The organism is Hymenobacter terrigena (assembly GCF_054776515.1).
Window position 1 is genome coordinate 287,678 of record NZ_BAAHBU010000002.1, and the last position, 22,365, is coordinate 310,042.

Here is a 22,365-nt window from a genome sequence, read left to right on the forward strand (position 1 = left end):
CTATACTTGCCGCCATCATCAAGAATGTTTTCTTGTTTTTCCTTTCACTCACCAAACTTTTAACCGCATGAAAAAATCATTATTGTTGGTTTTTGCGCTTGTTATGGCCCTGTTGCAGCAGGCCCAGGCGCAGGACCGAACCATTTCTGGTAAGGTGACCGACAGGGCCACCGACCAAGGACTACCCGGCGTGACAGTGCTAGCCAAAGGCACCACGGTGGGTACCAGCACTAATGCGGACGGTGGATTCTCACTGACTGTACCCAGCACTGCTACAACGCTGGTTTTTAGCTTTATTGGCTATGCTTCGCAAGAGCAGGCCATTGGCAACTCCAACAACATTTCCATCTCGCTGATGACGGATACCAAACAACTTAATGAAGTTGTGGTAACGGCTCTCGGCGTAGAGCGTACTCGTAACTCGCTCGCTTACTCGGCCACGCAAGTGGAGGGCAACGACATCACGGTTGCACGTAACCCTAACGCTATCAACGGCCTATCCGGCAAAGTTGCGGGCTTGAACATCACGCAAAGCAACACGCTGGGCGGTTCGAGCAACGTGGTAATCCGGGGCACCAAGTCGCTGTTTGGCAACAACCAAGCCTTGTTTGTGGTCGATGGTGTGCCGATTAGCAACGCCAATACCAACAGCACGGCTCAGCAAACTGGTTCTTCGGGCTATGACTACGGCAACGCTGCCGCTGACATTAACCCCGACGACATTGCTTCGACCACGGTACTGAAAGGTGCTGCTGCTACTGCTCTCTACGGTGAGCGGGCTTCGAACGGTGTAATCCTGATTACGACGAAGAAAGGTCGTAAGGGCTTTAACATCAACGTAAACTCGGGCATTACCGCTGGCAAGATTGATAAGAGCACCTTCATCAAGTACCAAGACAAATATGGCGCTGGCTACGGCCGTTACTACAGCGCGGCTGGCAACCCCTATTTCAACAGTGATGCATCGGGTGCTTTGGTAGTTCCTTCATCGGAAGATGCTTCTTACGGTGCTCGCTTCAACCCGAACTTGAATGTTCGCCAGTGGGGCTCTTACACGCCCGGCTCGCCCACCTTCGGTCAGGCCACGCCTTGGGTAGCAGCTGCCAACACGCCGGTTGACTTTTTCGAAACCTCGGTATCAACTCTCAACAGCATCATGGCTGATGGTGGCAACGACCAGGGAACGTTCAAGTTGGGTTACACCAACAACGTAGAGCGCGGCGTACTGCCGAACAGCCGTATCACCAAAGACATCATCAACTTCGGCGGTTCGTATAACCTGACTCCGAAACTGACGACGAGTGCCTCGGTAAACTTTACCCGCATTGCTGGTCTGGGCCGTTACGGCACGGGCTACGGCTCGGAAAACCTCATGACCAACTTCCGCCAGTGGTGGGAGACGAACGTGGACATCAAGGAGCTGAAAGACGCTTACAACCGCGACCAGACCAACGCTACCTGGAACCTGAACAGCCCCCAGAACGGTGATTTTTCGCCTATCTTCTGGAACAACCCCTACTTCGTACGCTATAAGAACTATGAGCAGGACTCGCGCTACCGTACCTTCGGCAACGTTGCCGCGACCTATAAGTTCGCTGATTGGTTCAACGTACTGGGCCGGGTAACGATGGACTCCTACGACGAGTTGCAGGAAGAGCGGTCGGCACTGGGCAGCACCCAGGCCAGTTATGTACCTTACTATTCGCGCTACAACCACACCTACCGCGAATTCAACTACGACCTGATTGGCAACTTTAAGAAAGCCATTAGCGAGAACTTCTCGTTCCAGGGCCTGATTGGTGCCAACATGCGCCGCATCTACGACCAGTCCATCAATGCCTCGACGAACGGCGGCCTAGCTCTGCCCGACCTGTACGCTTTGACCAACACGGTTTCGCCGCTCATCGCTCCTACTGAAACCGATACCCGCGTTGCCGTCGACGGTTTATTTGCCAGCACCACCTTCGGCTTTCGTGACCGTGTGTTCTTGGACATGACCGTGCGTCGTGACAAGACGACGACGCTGCTCACGGGCAACAATGCCTTCGTGTACCCCGCCGCTTCGCTGGGCTACGTCTTCTCCGAAAGCTTCCGCGAAAGCGCCCCCTGGTTGTCGTACGGCAAGCTCCGGGTGAACTATGCTGAAGTAGGTGCTGGTGCTTCCCCACTGTATCTGTTCGATAGCTACCGTCAGAACCCGGCCTTGGGTAATGCCGCTATTGCTTACCTGCCCCGCACCAAAAACAACCCAGACATCGTGCCCGAGCGTACGCGCAGCAGCGAAGCCGGTATCGACTTGGCATTTCTGGAAAACCGCCTCGGCTTGGAAGCTACGGTTTACCAGACCAACACCATCAACCAAATCATTCCGCTGCGCATTTCCACAGCTACTGGCTACAGCGCCCGCATTGTAAACTCCGGCGAAGTACGCAACCGCGGTGTTGAATTGACGGCTTTCGCCGTACCGGTAAAAACGGATAACTTCAACTGGAGAATTTCGGCTAACTGGGCCCGCAACCGCAACGAAGTGCTCTCGCTCTTCAACGGCGTCGACAACATTGTGCTCGCTACCTACCAGGGCGGTGTTTCTTCCAACGCGACTGTTGGTCAGCCTTTCGGCTCCATTCGTGGCACGGACTACGTTTACCTGAACGGTCAGCGTGTAGTAGGTACCAACGGCCAATACCTGCAAACCGGCCCCAACAATGTTATCGCTGACCCTAACCCCAAATGGCGCGGTGGTCTCACCAACACCATTACGTACAAATCTGTATCGCTGAACTTCCTGATTGACATGCGTCAGGGTGGGCAGGTCTTCTCGCTCGACCGGTACTATGGCCTGGCTACGGGTCTGCAGCCCGAAACGGCTGCCCTCAACGATTTGGGTAATGAGTCGCGCTCGCCCATCGTTCGCAACCCCGATGGCACTTATGCATCGAATAGCGGTGGTATCCTGCAGCCAGGTGTGAAAGCTGATGGCTCGCCGAACACGGTGCGCGTAAGCAACACCAACTACGGCCTATTTGGCTATGCCCGTCAGCCCAACGCTGCCTTCGTTTACGATGCCAGCTTCGTGAAGCTGCGTGAAGTTGCCCTAAGCTTCAACTTCCCTAAGTCTATCACCGACCACCTCGCCATCGTGAAAGGCGCCAGCCTGTCCGTGATTGGTCGCAACCTGTGGATTATCCACAAGAACCTGCCTGACGCTGACCCCGAAGAAATCGTAAGTTCGGGCAACTTGGGCCAAGGTTATCAGGGGGGTGCGTACCCCACTACCCGCACCATCGGAGCTAACCTCCGCCTCAGCTTCTAATCTCTAACCGGAAATGAAAAAAATTTCTTTGTTTGCACTGTCGTCGCTGTTAGTCGCGACAGGTTGCGTTGATAACCTGAAGGAGTACAACGTCGACGTTAAAAACCCATCTACGGTACCCGGCCCCGCATTATTTGCGGGTGCCGAACGGTCGCTGACCCGTGAGGTGACAAGCACCAACGTCAACCAGAACCCTTTCCGCCTCTACTCACAGTACTGGGCGGAGACGACTTACCCCGATGAGACGAACTACGACATCAAAACCCGGCAGATTGACCGCAATTTTTGGGATGCCCTGTATACCGTACTTGGCAATCTGAACGAAGCCAAACGCTTAATTCCGAATGACAAGTTCGCAACTGCGAAGGTGCTGAGCAACCGCCAGGCCTGCGTGGAGATTCTGGCCGTTTACACTTGGTCTACGCTGGTAAATACGTATGGCAATATTCCTTATTCGGAAGCGCTGGACTTCAGCAAGCCCCAGCCGAAGTATGATGATGCCAAAGGTATTTATACCTCGCTGTTTACCCGTCTAGATGCCGCTATTGCTGCCCTTGATGCTTCGGCTGAAGGCATGGGAACTGAGGATATTCTTTACAATGGTGACATCTCGAGCTGGAAGAAATTCGGTAACTCTCTGAAATTGCGTCTGGCACTGACCATCGCTGACGACGACCCTGCCAAGGCAAAAACGCTGGCTGAGCAAGCTTCCAAGAACGTGTTCACCTCTCTCGGAGAGCAGGCCCAGTTGAGCTTCGTAGCCTCTCCGCCTAACACCAACCCCCTCTATGAGGACCTGGTGCAGAGCGGCCGCCATGACTTTGTTGGTACCAGCCTGTTCATCGATACGTTGGCGGCCTTCAATGACCCTCGTCTGGCTGCTTACTTCAATACGCCTACGGCGGGCGGCACCTACATCGGTGGGGAGTACGGAGCCAGCAACGATGCGCCTTCCAATTCGGAGCCCGGTGCCAAGCAGCGTGACCCCAGCCTGCCGGGCGTACTGCTGTCTTACTCGGAAGTTGAATTCCTACTTTCTGAGGCAGTAGCTCGCGGCTACGCCGTGGGCGGCACTACTCCTGGCCACTATAATGCTGCTGTTACTGCTTCCATTGAAGAATGGGGTGGTAGCCCGGCTGATGCCGCTACCTACTTGTTGCAACCGACTGTAGCCTATGCTACTTCGCCCGGCACCACCTACAAGCAGAAAATTGGCCTTCAGAAATGGATTTCGCTTTACGACCAGCCGGTAATGTCCTGGACGGAATGGCGTCGACTTGACACTCCCGGCCTGCAGGCGCCACCTGATGCAAAAACCGCAATTCCGTTGCGTCTTACTTATCCGACTCCGGAGACCAACCTGAACACGGCTAATTACAATACTGCTTCCTCCGCAATGGGCGGCGATAAAGTAACCAGCAAGCTGTTCTGGGATAAGTTCTAGTGGTTAGAGCTTGATAAATAAAAAGGGCTGCCAATATTGGCAGCCCTTTTTTAATGTGCCATGAGCACATGAATCAGTCTACCACATCCCAGAAGATTTTTGTGTACTGGTCCACGTTTGCTGGAATGTTGGCCGCGTTGGTGCTCACCTCGCTCAGCGGATACAAGAGGCGGGTGGGCAGTTTGTCGGGGCGTGGGGAAGCAGATTCCAGCGAGGGCTGAATTTTGGGCTGGGCGGTGCGGCGGTAATCATCCCAGGCTTCGGTACTGGCGACGGAATTCATGGCCAGGTACTTCTGGTAGATGATAACCGACTGTTTGCCTAATGCCCCTGAGGATGGGGTCAGGTCGTAGTTTACGAGGGGGTTGGCAGCATTGGCGGCGATGTAGGTATTGTATTCGGCCACGCCGGCGGTTGAACTCGCCAAGGGGTTGACACTGCCCGTGGCCGACCGGTAGAAATACACGAAGGAAGCCTTAATGCCATTGAGGAAGTCGGCCTTGGCGGCAGCGTCGCCGCCGGCGAACAAGCCCCGGGATTCGGCTTCTGCTTTGGAAAACAAGTGTTCGGCCAGCAGCATCAGCGGCGTTGGCGCATTGAAGCCTTTCAGAATTCCTCCGTTGAGGAGGAAGCGCGAAGCCACTAGATTACCGTTGAACGAGGGCGGGCCACTCTCGCCAGCATCAGTCCCGACGTAGGTATTGGTCGTCACGCCGTTCACAGTCCGGCTGCCGAGGGCATAGAGTTGGGAAACGCGCGGGTCGTTGTTGTCGACGTATTGGGCGATGATGTAGTTGGTCGGAATCTGGTAGCTTCGTTCCGTGGTATTCGAGCCCGAGGGCGTGAGTCCGTACCGATTCCAGAGCGGGTTTTGCTGGTTGGTGCTCTGGGTATAGCCCGGCTGCACAACTACATCAGCGTCAATGAAGCCGTCGGGTGCGGCCTGGAGTCGGGCCATTTCGGTGCGCACGTAGCTATCCAGGGCCGGCACCTGCGACTCCCGAAGCAGCACGCGTAGCTTAAGGCTATTGGCAAACTGCTTCCACTTGGTCATGTTGCCGCCAAATACAATGTCCTCCGCCCCTACTGGCTGCGAACCGGGGGCAGCCGTCGCTTTATTTATGTCGTCGATGGCCCCGTCAAGCTGCACGATGAAGTCTTTATAGATGGCATCGGCTTTGTCGTAGGTGGGGGTAACATTGCTGGCAGCCTGCAAGGCCTGTGAGTAGGGAATGTCGCCGTACTCGTCTACCAACAGCTGGAAGTTATACACTTTCATGATGCGGGCAATGGCGGCGTGGAATGGGTAGCCCTGGGCAGTGCCCTGCTGCTGAATGATGTTGTAGTCGTTGAGGTTGTCGTAAGTGAAGCTGAACAGGTTGCCGTAGTACGACGACGAGTAGTTGTAGGTGCGTTCTTCGCCGAAACCGCTCACCACGCCCGATTTGCCCCAGTAATCGGCGGCAAAGCTGGCGTAGCTGTTGTAGTTCTGGTTGTTGGGCGCAATGGCCCCCTGGCCGCCGCTGTAGTTGGCAGCGGTGATGGCCAGTGCCTGTGCCAGGAGGGCATCGGGCTTCACAACTGTGGGAGCGTTGGGGTTGTCGTTGATGTCGATGAATTTTGAGCAACCACCGACGGCCAATGCAAACGCCCCTGCTGCGAGTAACTTAAGTGCTGGTTTCATAAACATGAGCGGTTAAAAAGAGGCCGAAAGTGTAGCGCCGTAATACTTGGTGGGCGGCGTCTGGAGGATGTTGTTGATGCCCACAGCATTGCTTGTCGAGGCGAAGGAACTGAATTCGGGGTCGGTATAGATGTTCTCCTTGGGCACCCAGGTGTAGATGTTGCGGCCGTACACATTCAGCGAAAGGCCCTTCACAAAGCCGATTTTCGTCAGCATCGAAGCCGGCAAGGCGTACCCCAGCGAAACCTCCCGGATTTTGAAGAACTTGCCGGAGGTAACGTAGTTCTCGGCCACCGTCCGGTTCCAGGTCGAGTTCTGCGCCCAGAATTCGGCACCGCCGGGCGTCAGGCCCGAGGTGTTGGGCACGTAGGTGACGCCCCCGTCGTTCGAAATGGCGGAGTTTGGGTACACAAAATCCTGCCGACCGTACTGCGCGCTGCGCGCTCCGCTGCCCGTGAAGTCGAGGTCTTCGCCAATGGTGTTGTACACCACGTAGCCGGTACGCAGCTCGCCCTGGCCGGCCAGCGTTATCCCCTTGTAGGTGATGTTGGCGTTCATGCCATACTTGTACTTGGGCTGGGTATTGCCAAAGGTTTGGTTATCGGAAGCCTTCAGGGGGAAGTAGTACGTCGTGGGGTCGGTCTTGTCGTAGGCATTTTTCGTGGTGCCCATCTTGATGCGTCCATCGGCGGTGCGCTGGTAGTGCGAGCCTTGCAGCACCGGGAACGGCTGCCCCGGAATGGCGTAGAGCTGGGCATTGCCGCCGGTGGAAAGCGCCAGCTGCGTGAGCCCACCCGGCAGCGAAATCACTTCGTTGTTGTTGTAGTTGAAGTTGCCGCCAACGGTTACGGTCAGGCCGTCCTGGATGCGGACCGGTGTGATGCTCAGGTCGGCCTCTACGCCACGGTTCTGCACCTCGCCCGCATTCAGCAGCAAGGCATTGTAGCCCGACGCCGTCGATATACTGGTATTGACGGTTTGGCCGGTGCTGCGCTGGGTGTAGTACGTGAAAGCTCCCGCCACCCGGCGCTTCAGGAAGCTGAGCTCAATGCCCGCTTCGATGGAGCGCGTGGTTTCGGGCAGCAGGTTGGCGTTCACCAGGCCATTGTCGGCCGTGAACGAAGCCGACGAGCCGAACGGGTAGCCCACGCCCAGGGAGTAGGTTGAATTCAGCCGGTAAGCCCCACCGGTCTGGAACACGCCGAAGTTCACCCCGGCCGGTAGGCTGGCCGGGAGCACAGGCGCATTGCCGAGGTTCACCTGGCTCACTTTGGTGATGCCGCCCCGGATTTTGCCGTAGTCCAAGAATGACAGTTCCTTGAGCGTGGGGATGGCGTTGGTGAAGATGAACGACGCATCGACGCCCGGGTAGAAGAAGCTGCGATTGGAGGCGCTGAGAATGGACGTATTGTCGTAGCGCCCCGAGCCGTGCAGGTACAGGAAATCCCGGAAGCCCAGCGTCAGGTCGGCGTAGAAGGCGTACAGGCGCGTGCGGGCCGAGCCATCAAAACCGTTCAGGTTGCCGATGCGGTTTTGCAGGTTGAACAGGTCGGGCGTCGCCAGCGCACTCGAGGCCACGTAGTTGAAGCGACTGTCGAGCTGCTGCACGTTGTTTCCCAGAATGGCCTGCACCGATATATCCCCGAAGGTCTTGTCCACGCTCGCAAACAGGTCCGAATTGAGCCGGGTCAGGACGCTGCCCACGTCCTGCACAAACCCCGGGTCGCCGGTGCCGCTTTTGTTGGTATTGCCGGCACGCACGTAGGCGTTGTAGTCGAACCGGTTTTGCGTGTAGAGGGCGGTCTGGTTGATGTTGGTCGTGCCCAGACGGTACTGTATCCGCAGCCAGTCAAGCAGCTTGTACGACAGGTCAACGTTGCCCTGCAGCGTGTTGCGCTTGTCTTTCAGGCGGTTGTTGTCGAGAATGTAATAAGGATTGAAATAGAACGCGTTAGCATAGCCGTTCGGATTGGCAAACTCGTTGTTGCGCCAGTCGCTGTAGGAAGTGAGCGGAGAAAGCACCGTCGTATTGAAGACGTTCCAATAAACCGAATTATTCCGGTCGAGGTTGGCAGTCGCATCCACCACTTGCTGCGAGTACGACACGTTGAACCCCACCGAGAGCCGGCCAATCTCATGCGAGGCGTTAAGCCGGAAAGTATTGCGGTCGAACTTATCCTTCGGAATAATGCCGTTGTTGTGGACGTTCTGGTAGGAGGCAAAAAACTTGCTCTTATCCGTACCCGCCGAAAACGTGACGCCGTTCTGCATCTGGTAGCCGTTGTTGAAGAACTTCCGCTTCTCGTCGGGGCGGGCTTCGTAGGTTATCATCTGCAGGTCGCCATTGGCCAGCGTTTCGCCAAAAGGCCGGAGGGAGCCATCGAATCGCGGGCCAAACTGCTGGTTTTCGTAGCCGGTGTAGGCGTAAATTTCCTGGCTGTCCACGCTGTTATCGGGGCTGAAATCCGGCCGTGACTTGGTGCCCGGCCGGGGTCCGTTCCAGGAGTTGGCCCCCGGCCCGAACTCGCTCTGGAACTTGGGTAGAAACGCCAGCGACTCAAATTGCGAGGTTTGCGACAGCGTTACCTGCGGGGTTCCCCCACCCTGCTTGGTCGTCACAATCAAGGCCCCGTTCGACGCCTGCGACCCGTAGAGGGCGGCCGCGTTGGCCCCTTTCAGTACCGATATGGAGGCGATGTCGTCGGGGTTGAGGGCCGTCAGCACCTCGTTTGGCGATATCACCCCATCGATTACGATGAGGGCTTCGTTGTTGCCCGTGAGCGAGCGCGACCCGCGCAGGGTCACCCGCACGCTGGGGTTGATGCCCGAATTCAGGGTCTGAACCTGCAAGCCCGACACCTTGCCGGCCAGCCCGTTGGTCACGTTCGTCACCCGGGCCTGGTTAATCTCCTTTGTGTCGAGCGTGGCTGTGGCGTAGCCCACCTGCCCCGCCTGCCGCTGAATGCCGAGAGCGCCGGTCACCACTACCTCGCCCAGCTGCTTGGTATCGGATGCCAGGGCCACATTGAATGCCGAGTTGTTGCCAATGGGCTGCTCCACGCTGGTATACCCAATGGAACTAATGCTCAGGATAGTGGCCGTGGGCGGCACACTGAGCGAGAACGAGCCATCTGCGTTGGTGGACGCGCCGATGGTGGTTCCTTTCACCAAGACCGTTACGCCCGGCAATCCTTGCCCCGTAGCACGGTCCGTCACACGTCCCGAGATAACTCGGTCCTGCGCTACTGCCTGCTGCAACAGGCCGGTCATCAATAAGATGACCATGAAGTAAAAGCGTTTCATGTAAGAGTGAGATATAGTGAATGGATGTTAAAAAGTGGCGAAAAAGGTGCTGCGCCGAACAAGCCCGCCCAATCCCAATGGTTAAGCCATCTGCCACAGAGTCATCCATGACATCAATCAACACAAGCATACCATAAATATACATATTCATTTTTTTATATCTAACAATCAATAATTATCACCCCAGTCCACTTTAATGCGTGTGTAATGCGTGAGCACCACGCATCATTTCTGCGACTGCAACAGACCCTGCCGGGTTTCCGCGTCCTTAAAAGGCTGTTAAAGGGAAATATCGCGGCCCTACTGTGGGTAGGTTTTCGGCAAAAGCCGTACTTTCACCTTTTAAACTGCCACCCCTATACTGTTTTCCCCTTTTTTTCACACCCCCACTTTTTATAACTCAATGAAGAGAACCTTACTATTAAGCCTGCTCTTGCTCCTGACCCTGGCCGGGCAGAGCTGGGCTCAGACACGGCAGATAACGGGCCGCGTACTCGACAAAAGCAATAACGAAGGCCTGCCCGGGGTGAGCGTTATTGTGAAAGGCACCACCACCGGCACTGCTACCGATATCGATGGCAAATTTGAGCTGAATGTGTCCGGCTCGGCTGCCACGCTGCAGTTCAAGTACCTGGGCTACGTCACCACTGAGCAGCCCATTGGCACCGGTGGGCCGATAAATGTCTCGATGGCACTCGACAACAAGCAGTTGGACGAAGTGACAGTAACGGCCTTGGGCATCTCGCGGGAAAAGCGGGCACTGGGCTTTGCCGTTTCGGAGGTAAAGGCAGAACAAGTAGTGCAGAAGTCGGAGCCCGATATTCTGCGCACCCTCACCGGTAAAGTGCCGGGCGTGAACATCATCAGCTCCAGCGGGGTACCGGGCTCGTCGTCCCGTATCACCATCCGGGGTAATACATCGCTGCTGGGCAGCAACGAACCGCTGTTCATCGTAGACGGCGTGCCGTACGACAACTCGCAGACAGATTCGGAGAACTCGCTGGTGCACGGTGCCGGATACTCTAGCCGCACCGCCGACGTGGACCCCAACAACATTGCTACTATCAACGTGTTGAAAGGTGCGGCAGCGGCGGCGCTCTACGGGTCGCGGGCAGCGGGTGGGGTTATCGTTATCACCACCAAAACCGGCGGCGGCGGCCAGCGCGGTGCCAAGGGCGTGCAGCTAGGTTACACCACAGGTTATTCGATTGAGAAAATCGCGGCCCTGCCCGTATACCAAAACAGCTACGGCGCGGGCGCCAACTTCGTGCAAACGAACGTAAACGGCTCGTGGGGTCCGCAGTTTGGCAGCTCCTTCGCGCCAGCTACTATCACCCATCCGCAGGCAGGCCTGGCCGACTTTCCCAATATCCCGGCTGGCACCCAGATTCCTTATCAGGCCTACCCAAACAACGTGAAGGATTTCTTCAAAACGGGCCACGTTTTTGAGAACTCGCTTTCGTTGAGCGGCAACAGCGACAACGCTTCGTTTACCACCATCATATCGCGGGCCGACCAGCAGGGCATCATCCCTTACTCGTCGTTCGTTCGCAACAACGTGAGCGCGGGCGGCTCGGGCCACTTCAAGAAGTTCACGGTGAGCGGCAACGTGGCCTATACCAACAGTGAGCAGCACGGCCCGCAGCTGGGTGCCAACAACGCTGTAGGCAACAACTCGGCGTTCTCGCGCATCCTGTTCCTGACGCGCAGCCTCGACCTTCAGGGCCTGCCCTACATCAACCCCGTTACCAAGGCTTCGCAATTTGCCTGGCTGACGCAGCAGGCCGACAACCCCATCTGGTCGGTAGAAAACAACAGCTACGTGTCGCGCGTCGACCGCGTGGTGGGCAGCGTGGGCCTGGCCTATGCCATCAAAGACTGGCTGACGGTGACCTATACAGGTGGCGTAAATACCTACACCGACTTCCGTCGCACCACCGTACGGCCGGGTTCAGTGGGCTACTCGGGCCTGGGCAACGTATTGGAAGACAGTTTCCAGAACACCGAGCTAGAGCAGACCCTGCTCGTGAACGTGAACAAGAACCTGACCGAAGACATCAGCCTGACGGCCAGCTTTGGCCAGAACGTAAACCAGCGCAAGTTTGAAGGCCTGTCCTATGCCGGCGGCCCCATCATCGTGTTTGGCATCGACAACATCGAGAACACCGAGCAGAAGAACACCAACGGCTACGCCTACAGCAAGCGCCGCCTCATGGGCCTGCTGGGCAACGTGACGCTGGGCTACAAAAACTGGGCCTTTCTGACCGCAACCGGCCGTAACGACTGGTCGTCGACGCTGAACAAGAACGGCGTATTCGGGCAGAGCGGCCGCTCGTTTTTCTACCCCAGCGTGAGTGGTTCGGTGGTGCTGAACGAGGCTTTGCAGTTCAATACCTCCTGGCTGGACCTGTTTAAGGTGCGCGCTGCTTACGGCCGTGTGGGCCGCGATGCCTCGCCTTACCAGTCGGGGGCTCCGCTCTACACCATCAACCCGACCTACGGCAATAATACTGGCAATAGCTCATTTCCATTTAATGGCGTGCCTGGCTTGGCTCTGAGCAACGTCATCAACAACCCGGCCCTTACGCCGGAGTTTACCACAGAGTTGGAATTAGGCACTGAAATTACCCTTTTCCGCAACCGGGTTTCGCTGAATGCTACATATTATGACAAGCGTTCGACCAACCAGATTCTGCCGCAGTACATCGCCGCCTCGACCGGTTACAGCGCCCGCGTAACCAACTTTGGGGAGGTATCCAACAAAGGTCAGGAAATTGCTTTGACGGTGGTGCCGGTTGATAACCGCGGATTCCGCTGGAGCAGCACGTTCAACTTTACGCATAACAAGAACATTGTGGAAAGCCTGGGCAGCGGCAGTGATAAAGTGGCCCAGATTCCTTTTGGCACCAATTTCTCCGGCGGGCCCTACTCGGTGCACATTGCCGGCCAGCCTTATGGCGTCATCTTCGGCTCGGTGGCCGCCCGCGACGACAAAGGCAACTACCTGATTGACCCCGCCACGGGCCGCCTGATTCAGGGCACCAGCCGGATTATCGGCAACCCGAACCCGCAGTTCATCATGGGCTTCATCAACCAGTTCACCTACAAGGGCATCACCCTGAACACACTGATTGACTTCCGCAAGGGCGGCGACTTGTATTCTACCACCTTGCAGCAGGAACTGGGCCGCGGGGTAACCAAGGACACCGAAGACCGCAACCGCTTGGTAATTATCAAAGGAGTGCAGGGCAGCCCTGTGACGAAGCAAGCCCTTACTCAGAAAGATGCTTCGGGCAACCCTATTCCCGGCAGCACCATTCCGAACACCACAGCCATCAGCATGAATGATTTCTACTTCGGGTCGGGCTCGGCGGCAATCGGTGCTTTTGATGAGCAGTCGATTTATGATGCCACCACAGTGCGCCTGCGCGAAATCACGCTGGGCTACGACCTGCCCAAATCGCTGCTGGAAAAAACGCCCTTTGGCATCGTCAACCTTTCCGTATCGGGCCGCAACCTGTACTGGTACTCGCCCAACATTCCGAAGTATTCCAACTTCGACCCCGAAACCAGCACGTTCGGCGCCAGCAACCAGCAAGGCTTCGAATACACGAACGCGCCCACCACGCGCCGCTACGGCGTGAACCTGCGGGTGACCTTCTAATCCACGACTTTTGGTTTCCTAACCTATATGAAATTTCATAAATTACCCGGCACCCTCGCCTTGCTGAGCGTGCTGGCAGCCGCTCCGGGCTGCAAAGACTTCTACGACGTGAACGTGAGCCCCCTGGCTCCGACCAAAGCCGAACTGTTTTCGCTGCTTCCGGTGACGCAGGTAGCCATGGCCACCGGTCTAGGCGATAGTCCGTCGGGCATGAGCCAATACACGATGGCCCTGATGCAGCAGCTGGCCAGTACGCGCAGCATCGGCACCTTCAACCAGAACGGCGATGCTTTCTCCAACCAATGGTCGTCGCTGTACACCGATATGCTCATCAACAACCAGCAAATCATTACGCAGGGCACCACTGAGCAAAGCTGGACTTACGTGGGCATTGCCCAGCTGCAGCGGGCCTTCGTGTTCAGCCAGATGGTGGACCTGTGGGGCAACATTCCCTACTCGCAGGCCCTGCAGGGCGGTACCATCGCCACGCCCCGATTCGACAATGATTTTGATATTTACAACGGCGCATCCGGCATTCAAAGTCTGTTTTCGCTTATCGACGAGGGCCTTGCCAACCTGGCCAAGCCGGCTCCCAATACGGGCCTGGCAAAAGCTGACCTCATTTATGGTGGCAACAAAGTCAGTTGGACCCATTTCGGCAACAGCCTCAAGCTGAAGCTGTACAACCAAATCCGGAAAACCCGGAACGTGGCCGCCGATGTTACCCCTTTGCTAGCCAACGGCAGTAACCTGATTCAGTCTAACGAGGACTTTGAACTGAACTACGGCACGACCATCACGCCCGATAACCGCAACCTGGGCTTCATTGCCGATTACGCTACCCCCGGCCGCGAAAATCGTATTAATCCCAACTTCTTCCGCCTCATGAATGATGGCGATGGCCGGTATGGTAATGCCGCCGGTGCCGCCGACCCGCGGGTACCGTACTATTTCTTCAACCAAGCCTCTACCACCAACTCATTCTCGGCGGTAACGCAGGATTTTGCCCAAGGCAACTTTGTAACGGTGCGCTTTGGCAGCAACGGCCCGTACGCCAGTGCTTCCAACAGCACAATCATTACCCTGCCTGGCCTCTACCCCGTTGGCGGACGCTACGATGACGGCAAGGGTGGTGTCGCCAGCGCCACGGCCAGCATTCCGGGCACGGTATCGGGCAAGGGCGTAGTGGCCCAGCGCCTGCATACCTACTTCAGCCGCAAATACACCGAGGCTGAATTGCAGTTGACCGTGCTTAATGACAACGCCGCTGCTACTACCGCCTTGCAGGATGCCGTCCAGGCATCTTTCGATAAAGTGAACGCCATTGCCGCCAAAGATGGTAGTCCCACCATTCCCCAGACTCAAATCACGACCTATATCAACACCGCTCTGGCGGCCTTTAACAAAGCCGGCGCTACTCTCGACACCAAGCTGGAAGTGCTGATGTATGAGAAATACGTGGCCAGCTTTGGCTACGGCGTCGACATGTACACCGATTTCCGGCGCACCGGCCACCCGCGCATCAAAGTCCCCGGCAACGCAGACCCTGCTCGGGGTGTCATCGACGACAACGACCCCGTAACGGTATCAACCGGCGCATTCCCCCGCCGCCTGTACTACCCGCTGAACGACTTGCTGGTGAATCCCAATGGCCCACAGGCACAGGAGTCGAAGCCTATTTTCTGGGATGTGCAATAGCACTGGTCGTTTTCCCCACCTCAACATCCGCCATTTCATGAAAAAGTTATTGTTTAGCCTATTGTCCCTGGCCTTGATGGCCGGGACCAGCAGTTGCCGGGACCAAGCCCGCATTCCGGAGCCAGCCGTGGACAGTGTCCCGCTTATCCTGCCAGAAATCAACCCCGAGAAATCTTATTTCGAGTTCAATGCCAGCCGGGCGTCCGTCAATTTGGCCACGGCGAACAACACCGCGCGCCCGGTTTTTGAATTCGTGGTCAACCCTTCCAAAGGCCAGGCCGAGATTCAAACGGTTGAGCTGTATAAAAGCTACCTGCGGGGCTCGCGGCTGGGGCCGCGGGTGAAAGTGCGCGACATCACGAGCTTTCCGACTACCATTACCATGGACAGCCAAGAAGCCATTGCCGGCTTGTACCCCAGCAGCCCCATTGCCGGTCAACCCGCTCCGCTTGCTATTTTGGGAGCCACTGCCTCAAGCACCAACCGGATTGAGCAGCCATCCATCGCGCAAAGTGGCGTTGTCTTCACCTTCGAGTACGTGATGAAGGACGGGCGCCGCATTGTGCTCACCCCCCTCTCCACCACCGAGGGTACGGTAGGCGCCCCAACCGGCACCTTGGTTAATGCACCGTATGCAGCTATTGCCCTTTTTAAATTAAAACCCTAAGGGTATCGCTAAAAACTGCGCAGTGGGTAGTATATGGTTTAGTTAAGCCCCGCCACTTTGTAGCATAACTGTAAAAAAGCTGTTACGGTATCAATCAAAAAAGCGTGCCATGAATCGTATGATTCATGGCACGCTTTTTTGATTGATACCGTAAGAAATACACCTGATTAACACACCTTTATAATATGAGACTTTAAAATAATACCACTACCTATAAATAAAGCACAGTAGGTTGTCAATTGCCAATCCGCTTAACAAGTTCGAATATTCTCCGATTTTGCCTTGTAAGTCCGGCAAATTTTATCACCTGGTGTTCACTTTATGGCAACTGTATGGGAACAATGGCTTATTTTTGGTAGTCTTTAAGCATTCCCCCATTTTTTACTTTTTTCAATCTTAACCCCTAGTCCATGAAAAAAATCTTACTCATGAGCATGATGCTCATGTTTACACTGCTTCACGGAGCGATGGCGCAAACACGCACCGTCTCTGGAAAGGTCACTGACAGGAAGTCTAATGAAGGATTGCCAGGTGTGACAGTACTGCTGAAGGGCACTACAAATGGTGCTTCCACTAACTCTGATGGTGCGTTCACTCTCAGTGTGCCCGGTCAGGGCGGAACTTTGGTATTCAGCTCCGTGGGTTATATCAGCCAAGAACTTGCTATTGGCAATGAGAGCACTGTTTCTGTCTCAATGGTTGCTGACGTTAAGCAGTTGAGTGAAGTAGTTGTAACTGGTTATGGCGGCTCGCAGGATGTAAAAGACATTACGGGCTCTGTCACGACAGTAAAAGCTGAAAAGTTTCTGAACCAACCCGTTCAAAGCTTTGACCAGGCCCTCACAGGTCGTGCAGCTGGCGTATCGGTAACCAACAGCAGCGGTGCGCTTGCTGACGGCGTATCGGTACGTATTCGTGGTGCCAACTCCATCAGCGGAAGCTCGCAGCCGTTGTACGTTATTGATGGCGTACCAGTAAGCACCCGTGAAAATGCCAACGTATTTAACAGCGGCAACGGTACGCGCTACAACCCTTTGGCCGACATCAACCCCAACGACATTGAGTCGGTAGATGTGCTTAAGGACGCTTCGGCCTCGGCCATCTATGGTTCGCGGGCTGCCAGCGGTGTTATCATTATCACGACCAAACACGGTCGCGCTGGGCAAAACAAAATTTCCTTCAATACATATGTTGGCTGGAACCAAGCCACGCGGTTGCCCAAGCTGCTGAGTGCAGATGACTTCACGGCTATTCAGAACGAAAAAGCAGCCAACCGTTACGGAGCAGCTGACCCACGTGCCACGATTGCCAAAGATGTTGACGTCAATGGCGATGGCGCTCCGGACCGTACGGACTGGTTGAAGCAGGTTTTTCGCACAGGCTTTTCGCAAAACTACCAGGTTGCCCTGCAAGGTGGCAACGACAAAGCCAGCTACTACGGCTCCGGCGATTATTCCGACCAGAACGGCATCGTATTGACCAACCGCTTGCGCCGGGGCTCCGTGCGTTTGAACCTTGACATTACGCCAAAAAAATGGCTTAAGTCTGGCGTAAGCGCCAACTACGCCCAGTCGGCGAACAATGGCGTTCTGACCGATACTTACCTGGCTGGTGCAGGCGTTTCGGCTTACAACGCTGCTCCGAACGTACCAGTGTACGCGGCCGATGGCACCTACTACCTAAACGCCGCCGGCAACCTTGGCCAAGGCAACAACACGACTGTTACTTCCAACATTGCCAATACGGTGAACCACCCGGTAGCTGTACTACAGCTGAACCGCAACGCCAACACCTCGCGGCGCTTGCTGGCCAACGGCTACATCGAAATCCAGCCCATTACGGGCCTGCGCCTCACCAGTAAGTATGGTGTGGACTACTTGGACAACTTCGAGGACCAGTACAGCGATGCTCGCCTGTCGGGTCTTGGCAGGGCATACAGCGGCCTGATTCAGGACAACCGTCTGGACCGCACCCAAATCAACTGGCAGAACTATATCAACTACGACCGGACGTTTGCTGAGAAGCACAGCGTTAGCGCTACGGCTGGTTACGAAATTCAGGACACCCAGGAGCAGCAGATATACACGGGTGGTGACAACATCTCCGACCCCAAATTCAACTCTCTCCTGGATGGTCTTTATTCGGGTGACCAGTTCAGCGGCGGTACCAAGTTTGGTAACGGCTACCGTTCCTTCTTTGGTCGTGTAGGCTATAACTACGCTGACCGGTACTTCTTCCAGTTCTCGGAGCGCGCCGATGAAGACTCCCGTTTCGGTAGCAACAACCGCCGCGGCTTCTTCCCCGCCGTATCGGCAGGCTGGCGCATCAAGTCTGAAAGCTTCATGGAAGGCTTGTCCGTTATTTCTAACCTGAAGCTCCGTGGCAGCTACGGCTTGGTAGGCAACTCCAACGGCATTGGTTCCTATGCTTCGCGCACGCTGGGCGGTGGCGGCCAGTATGCAACCCTGAACGGCTTTGCAATCACGCAAGTAGGCAATTCCGACCTGCGTTGGGAAACTTCCAAGAAGTTGGACATCGGCGTGGACGCCGGTTTCTTGAGCGACCGTTTCACCCTGACATTCGACTTCTTCAACAACAACATCAGCGGCCTGCTGCTGAATGCTCCAATTCCTCAGCAATTGGGCATTCCCGGTGGCACCGTGGCTCGCAACGTGGGCTCGATGTATAACCGCGGCGTAGAATTGACGTTGAACACGACCAACGTTCAAACGGCTAGCGGCTTCCGCTGGACGAGCTCGTTCAATGGTTCGATTCTGAAAAACCAGGTTACTGCTCTGAACGACCCGGCTGACCTTATCCAAGGCAACCAACGGGCCAGCATCGGCAGCTCGCTGAGCGTATACAAGCTCATCCGGTGGGCAGGTGTGAACCCAGCTAACGGCAATGCCCAGTTCCTGGACATCAACGGCAACGTGAAGCAGTACAATCCGGTTACCGGCACTTACCTCACGCCTGAAGGTGCTCCGACTACCCCCATCACCCAGAACGACGCAGTATATACCAAGGAAAGTGGTTATCCCACCTATTATGGTGGCTTTGACAACACCTTCAGCTTCAAAGGAATTGAGTTGGGCGTATTCCTGCAGTATAGCGGTGGCAACAAGATTTACAATGCAACCCGCGCTGGCCTGATGACTAACTTGTATAACAACAATATCGAGGAAATCAAAGACCGTTGGACTACTGCTGGCCAAGAAACGAACGTTCCCCGTTTGTACTTGGCTGACAACACTCCTCAGCAGGCATCGACCCGCTGGCTCGAGGATGGCAGCTTCCTGCGTTTGCGTCAAATTAGCCTGGGCTACAATGTACCCAAAGGCATCATTGACCACATTGGTGTAAGCAACCTTCGTGTGTACGGCCAGGTTCAGAACGCTTATGTATGGACCAAATACAAAGGTTCAGACCCCGAAGTGAACTATAACCGTGGCACTACTACCGGCGGTGCTAATGGCAACATTGGCTACGGCATCGACAACCGCTCGGTACCCCAGGCCCGGAGCTACACCCTTGGTCTTAACGTCAGCTTTTAATCATCCTTATTCATGAGCGTTTTTCATTCTCGCACTATTGCGAAGGCGGCCCTTATGGCTGTTCTATTAGCTGGAGGCACCGCCTGCGACGTCCTTACCCAAGACCCACCAACGGCCTTTACCCTTGATTCCATGTTTGCTGATGCTGACCACATCAACAAAGCAATGGTGGGCGTATACGATGGCCTGCAAAATGCCGAATTCCTAGGTGGCCGGGCGCTGATTTACTCCGACATCCGGAGCGGTGATACGGATATCCCTACCTACTTTGGTAACGTAGGCCGTTTTCAAATGCTGTCTACCGATGCATTTGCTGCCAATGCCTGGTACGGCGGGTACCGCACCATCTTCGGTGCTAACTCTTTCCTGCGGAACATTGCCTTGAATTCGGGCAAGGTTTCTCCCGCGTTGGAGAAACAGTACATTGCCGAGTGCAAAGCCATCCGGGCCTTAACCATGTGGCACTTGGTGAACCTGTTTGCGCAGCCCTACAACTTCACGTCGGATGCTTCCCATCCGGGCATCGTGCTGCAGCTCACGGGTTCTGCGTCTGCTTCCGATGCTTTCGATGTAAGCCAGCGCCTGCCCCGTTCCACGGTGGCTCAGGTTTATACCCAAATGATTAGGGACCTCACGGAGGCCATTCCCGACCTGCCGGTTGTGGCACCTACAACTGCTCGGAGCATCGACAACGTGGGCCGGATAACCAGCAACGCCGCCAAAGCACTGCTGGCACGGGTCTACTTGTATAAAGGGGATTACCAGAATGCGGCCGACCTGGCTGGGCAAGTAATTACTCCTGGCGCGTACGTTCTCAACAACAGCCCCCGCGACCCTTTTTACACCTACACTACCAAGGAATCTATCTTCTCGGTAGCTATGACGGTAGCCGACAACCCCAATACCAACAACGCTATTGGGCAGCACTACGGACCAGACCGTCGGGCCGACATCACGGTGACGCCCTACGCTACCAGCACCACTTTGCTGCCAACGGACAAACGCCGTACAACCTTGCTTGACCCACGGGTGTCGGGCACGAACACCAACTATTTCACGGCGAAGTTCTATGCTGTTGAAAACTGGGTTCCAATCGTTCGTTACCCAGAAGTGTTGCTGACCCGCGCCGAAGCGCTGGCCCAGCTTAGCACTACTCCAAGCCCCGAGGCGATTACGTTGCTCAACCAAGTGCGTACCCGCTCTACTACGCCCGTTGACCCGACCACTGTAATTACGAAGGCAGGTCTGATCGATGCTATTTTAGAAGAGCGTCACTTGGAGCTGGCATTTGAAGGCTTCCGTTTATACGACCTACTTCGCTACAAGCGTGATATTCCTGCACACGGTACGGTATCCAAAATTGCGTACAACGATAACCGTGTAATCTTCCCGATTCCTTCTCAGGAAGTAACGCTCAACACGCTGCTAACGCAGAACCCCGGCTATTAATCGATAGTCTAGCACACATAAAAATCCCCAGCCGAATCGGCTGGGGATTTTTTGTTTACAGGCAGTTCAATAGCTCAAAACTACAGGATGTACTGACTCAAATCTCGGTTCTTCACCATGCTATTCAGTCGTTCATCGACCAAGCCTGATGTGATGAGGATGCGGGCATTGGCCCCAATCTTATCCGGCACGTCATAGAGGATGTCGTTGAGCAGGCGGCTCATGACGGTGTGCAGGCGGCGCGCCCCGATGTTCTCCACCTCGGCATTAACCTCGAAGGCGATTTCGGCCACACGCTCCAAGGCGGCATCGTCGAAGGTTAGCTCTACTTCTTCAGCTTTGAGCAGGGCCTCATATTGCTTGGTAAGGGCATTTTTGGGGTCTTTGAGGATGCGGAAGAAGTCTTCCTTGCTCAGGCTTTGCAGTTCGACGCGAATAGGGAAACGGCCCTGCAGCTCGGGAATGAGGTCGCTGGGCTTAGATACGTGGAAGGCGCCGGCGGCGATGAACAGGATGTGGTCGGTGTTGACGATGCCGTACTTGGTATTTACGGCCGAGCCTTCCACGATAGGCAGCAAGTCGCGCTGCACGCCCTGGCGGCTCACATCGGGGCCTCCACCGCCGCTTTTGCCGCCGCTGCTAGCCACTTTGTCAATCTCGTCGATGAAGATGATGCCGGCGTTTTCGCACTGGCGCACGGCTTCGTCCTTTACTTCGTCCAGGTCGATGAGCTTGGCGGCTTCTTCGTCGAGGAGGAGCTTGCGGGCTTCGGCCACGGTCACTTTGCGCTTGCGGGTTTTCTTAGGCATCATGTTGCCCAGCATGTCCTGTAGCCCCGAGAGGGTGCCCTCGTCTATGCCGGGAGGCGCGCCCATCACGCCGATGCTGGGGCCGGCTTGGGCTACCTGGATTTCGATTTTGCGGTCTTCGAGCTCGCCGTTTTTGATTTTCTGGCGGAACCGCTCACGGGTGCGTTCGTTGAGTTCGGCATCGGAATGCGGCACGTCATCGCCTCCCCCACTGCCGAAGCCGAGGCCGGTTTTGGTGCCGGCCGGCTGCGAGATGGCGGGAATCAGGGCATCGAGGATGAGCTCTTCCACAGCATCGGCGGCCTGGGATTTTACGGCTTCCTGGCGGCGGGCCTTCACGCGGTTGAAGGACTGCTCGGCAAGGTCACGCACCATACTTTCCACGTCGCGGCCCACGTAGCCCACTTCGGTGAACTTGCTGGCTTCTACTTTCACGAAGGGCGCATCGGCGAGGTGGGCCAGACGACGGGCAATTTCGGTTTTGCCCACGCCCGTGGCCCCAATCATGAGGATGTTGTTGGGCACTATTTCGGCCTGCATATCCAGCGGGGCGTGCAGGCGGCGCCAGCGGTTGCGCAGGGCAATGGCCACGTGGCGCTTGGCCTCGTGCTGGCCGATGATGTACTTATCGAGTTCGGCCACGATTTGGGCCGGGGTGAGGAAATCCTGGTTGAGCATGGGCAGTGTACGGGGGTCAGAAGGCAGGGGATAAAAGAACTGTCATCCGGAGCACCGCGAAGGACCTTCTCGCGTCAGAGCCGGTTTGATTGTGGCAAACCT

Annotated in this window: 10 protein-coding genes; 7 read left to right on the top strand and 3 right to left on the bottom strand. The window is 55.9% G+C overall.

All coding sequences use genetic code 11. The features are described 5' to 3' along the window. Positions 1 to 67: 67 nt before the first annotated feature. Both ACYU7Q_RS08165 and ACYU7Q_RS08170 read left to right on the top strand, forming a co-directional pair. Complete coding sequence (locus ACYU7Q_RS08165; RefSeq protein ID WP_460608950.1) at positions 68 to 3,313, top strand: SusC/RagA family TonB-linked outer membrane protein; 3,246 nt, start codon at positions 68 to 70, stop codon at positions 3,311 to 3,313. Between the two features lie 13 nt (positions 3,314 to 3,326). Next, complete coding sequence (locus ACYU7Q_RS08170) at positions 3,327 to 4,757, top strand: RagB/SusD family nutrient uptake outer membrane protein (protein WP_460608951.1); 1,431 nt, start codon at positions 3,327 to 3,329, stop codon at positions 4,755 to 4,757. Positions 4,758 to 4,830: 73 nt separating this feature from the next. Here ACYU7Q_RS08170 and ACYU7Q_RS08175 read toward each other — a convergent pair whose 3' ends face one another. Both ACYU7Q_RS08175 and ACYU7Q_RS08180 read right to left on the bottom strand, forming a co-directional pair. Continuing rightward, positions 4,831 to 6,441 (bottom strand): SusD/RagB family nutrient-binding outer membrane lipoprotein, encoded by a 1,611-nt coding sequence (locus ACYU7Q_RS08175; RefSeq protein WP_460608952.1) that lies wholly within the window; start codon positions 6,439 to 6,441, stop codon positions 4,831 to 4,833. Between the two features lie 12 nt (positions 6,442 to 6,453). Next, positions 6,454 to 9,744, bottom strand: coding sequence for a SusC/RagA family TonB-linked outer membrane protein (locus tag ACYU7Q_RS08180; protein WP_460608953.1), 3,291 nt, complete (start codon positions 9,742 to 9,744; stop codon positions 6,454 to 6,456). 403 nt (positions 9,745 to 10,147) lie between these two features. Between ACYU7Q_RS08180 and ACYU7Q_RS08185 the strand changes: the two genes are divergently transcribed. The 5 genes from ACYU7Q_RS08185 to ACYU7Q_RS08205 all read left to right on the top strand — a co-directional run bounded on the left by ACYU7Q_RS08185 (position 10,148) and on the right by ACYU7Q_RS08205 (position 20,776). Further along, complete coding sequence (locus ACYU7Q_RS08185; protein ID WP_460608954.1) at positions 10,148 to 13,408, top strand: SusC/RagA family TonB-linked outer membrane protein; 3,261 nt, start codon at positions 10,148 to 10,150, stop codon at positions 13,406 to 13,408. Positions 13,409 to 13,435: 27 nt separating this feature from the next. Next, positions 13,436 to 15,106: a RagB/SusD family nutrient uptake outer membrane protein gene (locus tag ACYU7Q_RS08190; protein WP_460608955.1), complete on the top strand. Its 1,671-nt coding sequence runs from the start codon at positions 13,436 to 13,438 to the stop codon at positions 15,104 to 15,106. Positions 15,107 to 15,143: 37 nt separating this feature from the next. Next, positions 15,144 to 15,773 carry a hypothetical protein gene (locus tag ACYU7Q_RS08195; protein WP_460608956.1) on the top strand — a complete coding sequence of 210 codons (630 nt, stop codon included), beginning with the start codon at positions 15,144 to 15,146 and terminating at the stop codon, positions 15,771 to 15,773. Between the two features lie 410 nt (positions 15,774 to 16,183). Then, on the top strand, positions 16,184 to 19,327 hold the full coding sequence (locus ACYU7Q_RS08200; RefSeq protein WP_460608957.1) for a SusC/RagA family TonB-linked outer membrane protein: 3,144 nt from the start codon (positions 16,184 to 16,186) through the stop codon (positions 19,325 to 19,327). Positions 19,328 to 19,459: 132 nt separating this feature from the next. Next, complete coding sequence (locus ACYU7Q_RS08205; RefSeq protein WP_460608958.1) at positions 19,460 to 20,776, top strand: RagB/SusD family nutrient uptake outer membrane protein; 1,317 nt, start codon at positions 19,460 to 19,462, stop codon at positions 20,774 to 20,776. An 80-nt stretch (positions 20,777 to 20,856) separates the two neighbouring features. On the opposite strand, the gene hslU is transcribed toward ACYU7Q_RS08205, so the two are convergent. After that, the gene (gene hslU, locus ACYU7Q_RS08210; RefSeq protein ID WP_460608959.1) at positions 20,857 to 22,263 is read right to left on the bottom strand and encodes an ATP-dependent protease ATPase subunit HslU; all 1,407 of its coding nucleotides are present in this window, start codon (positions 22,261 to 22,263) and stop codon (positions 20,857 to 20,859) included. Positions 22,264 to 22,365: the final 102 nt, after the last annotated feature.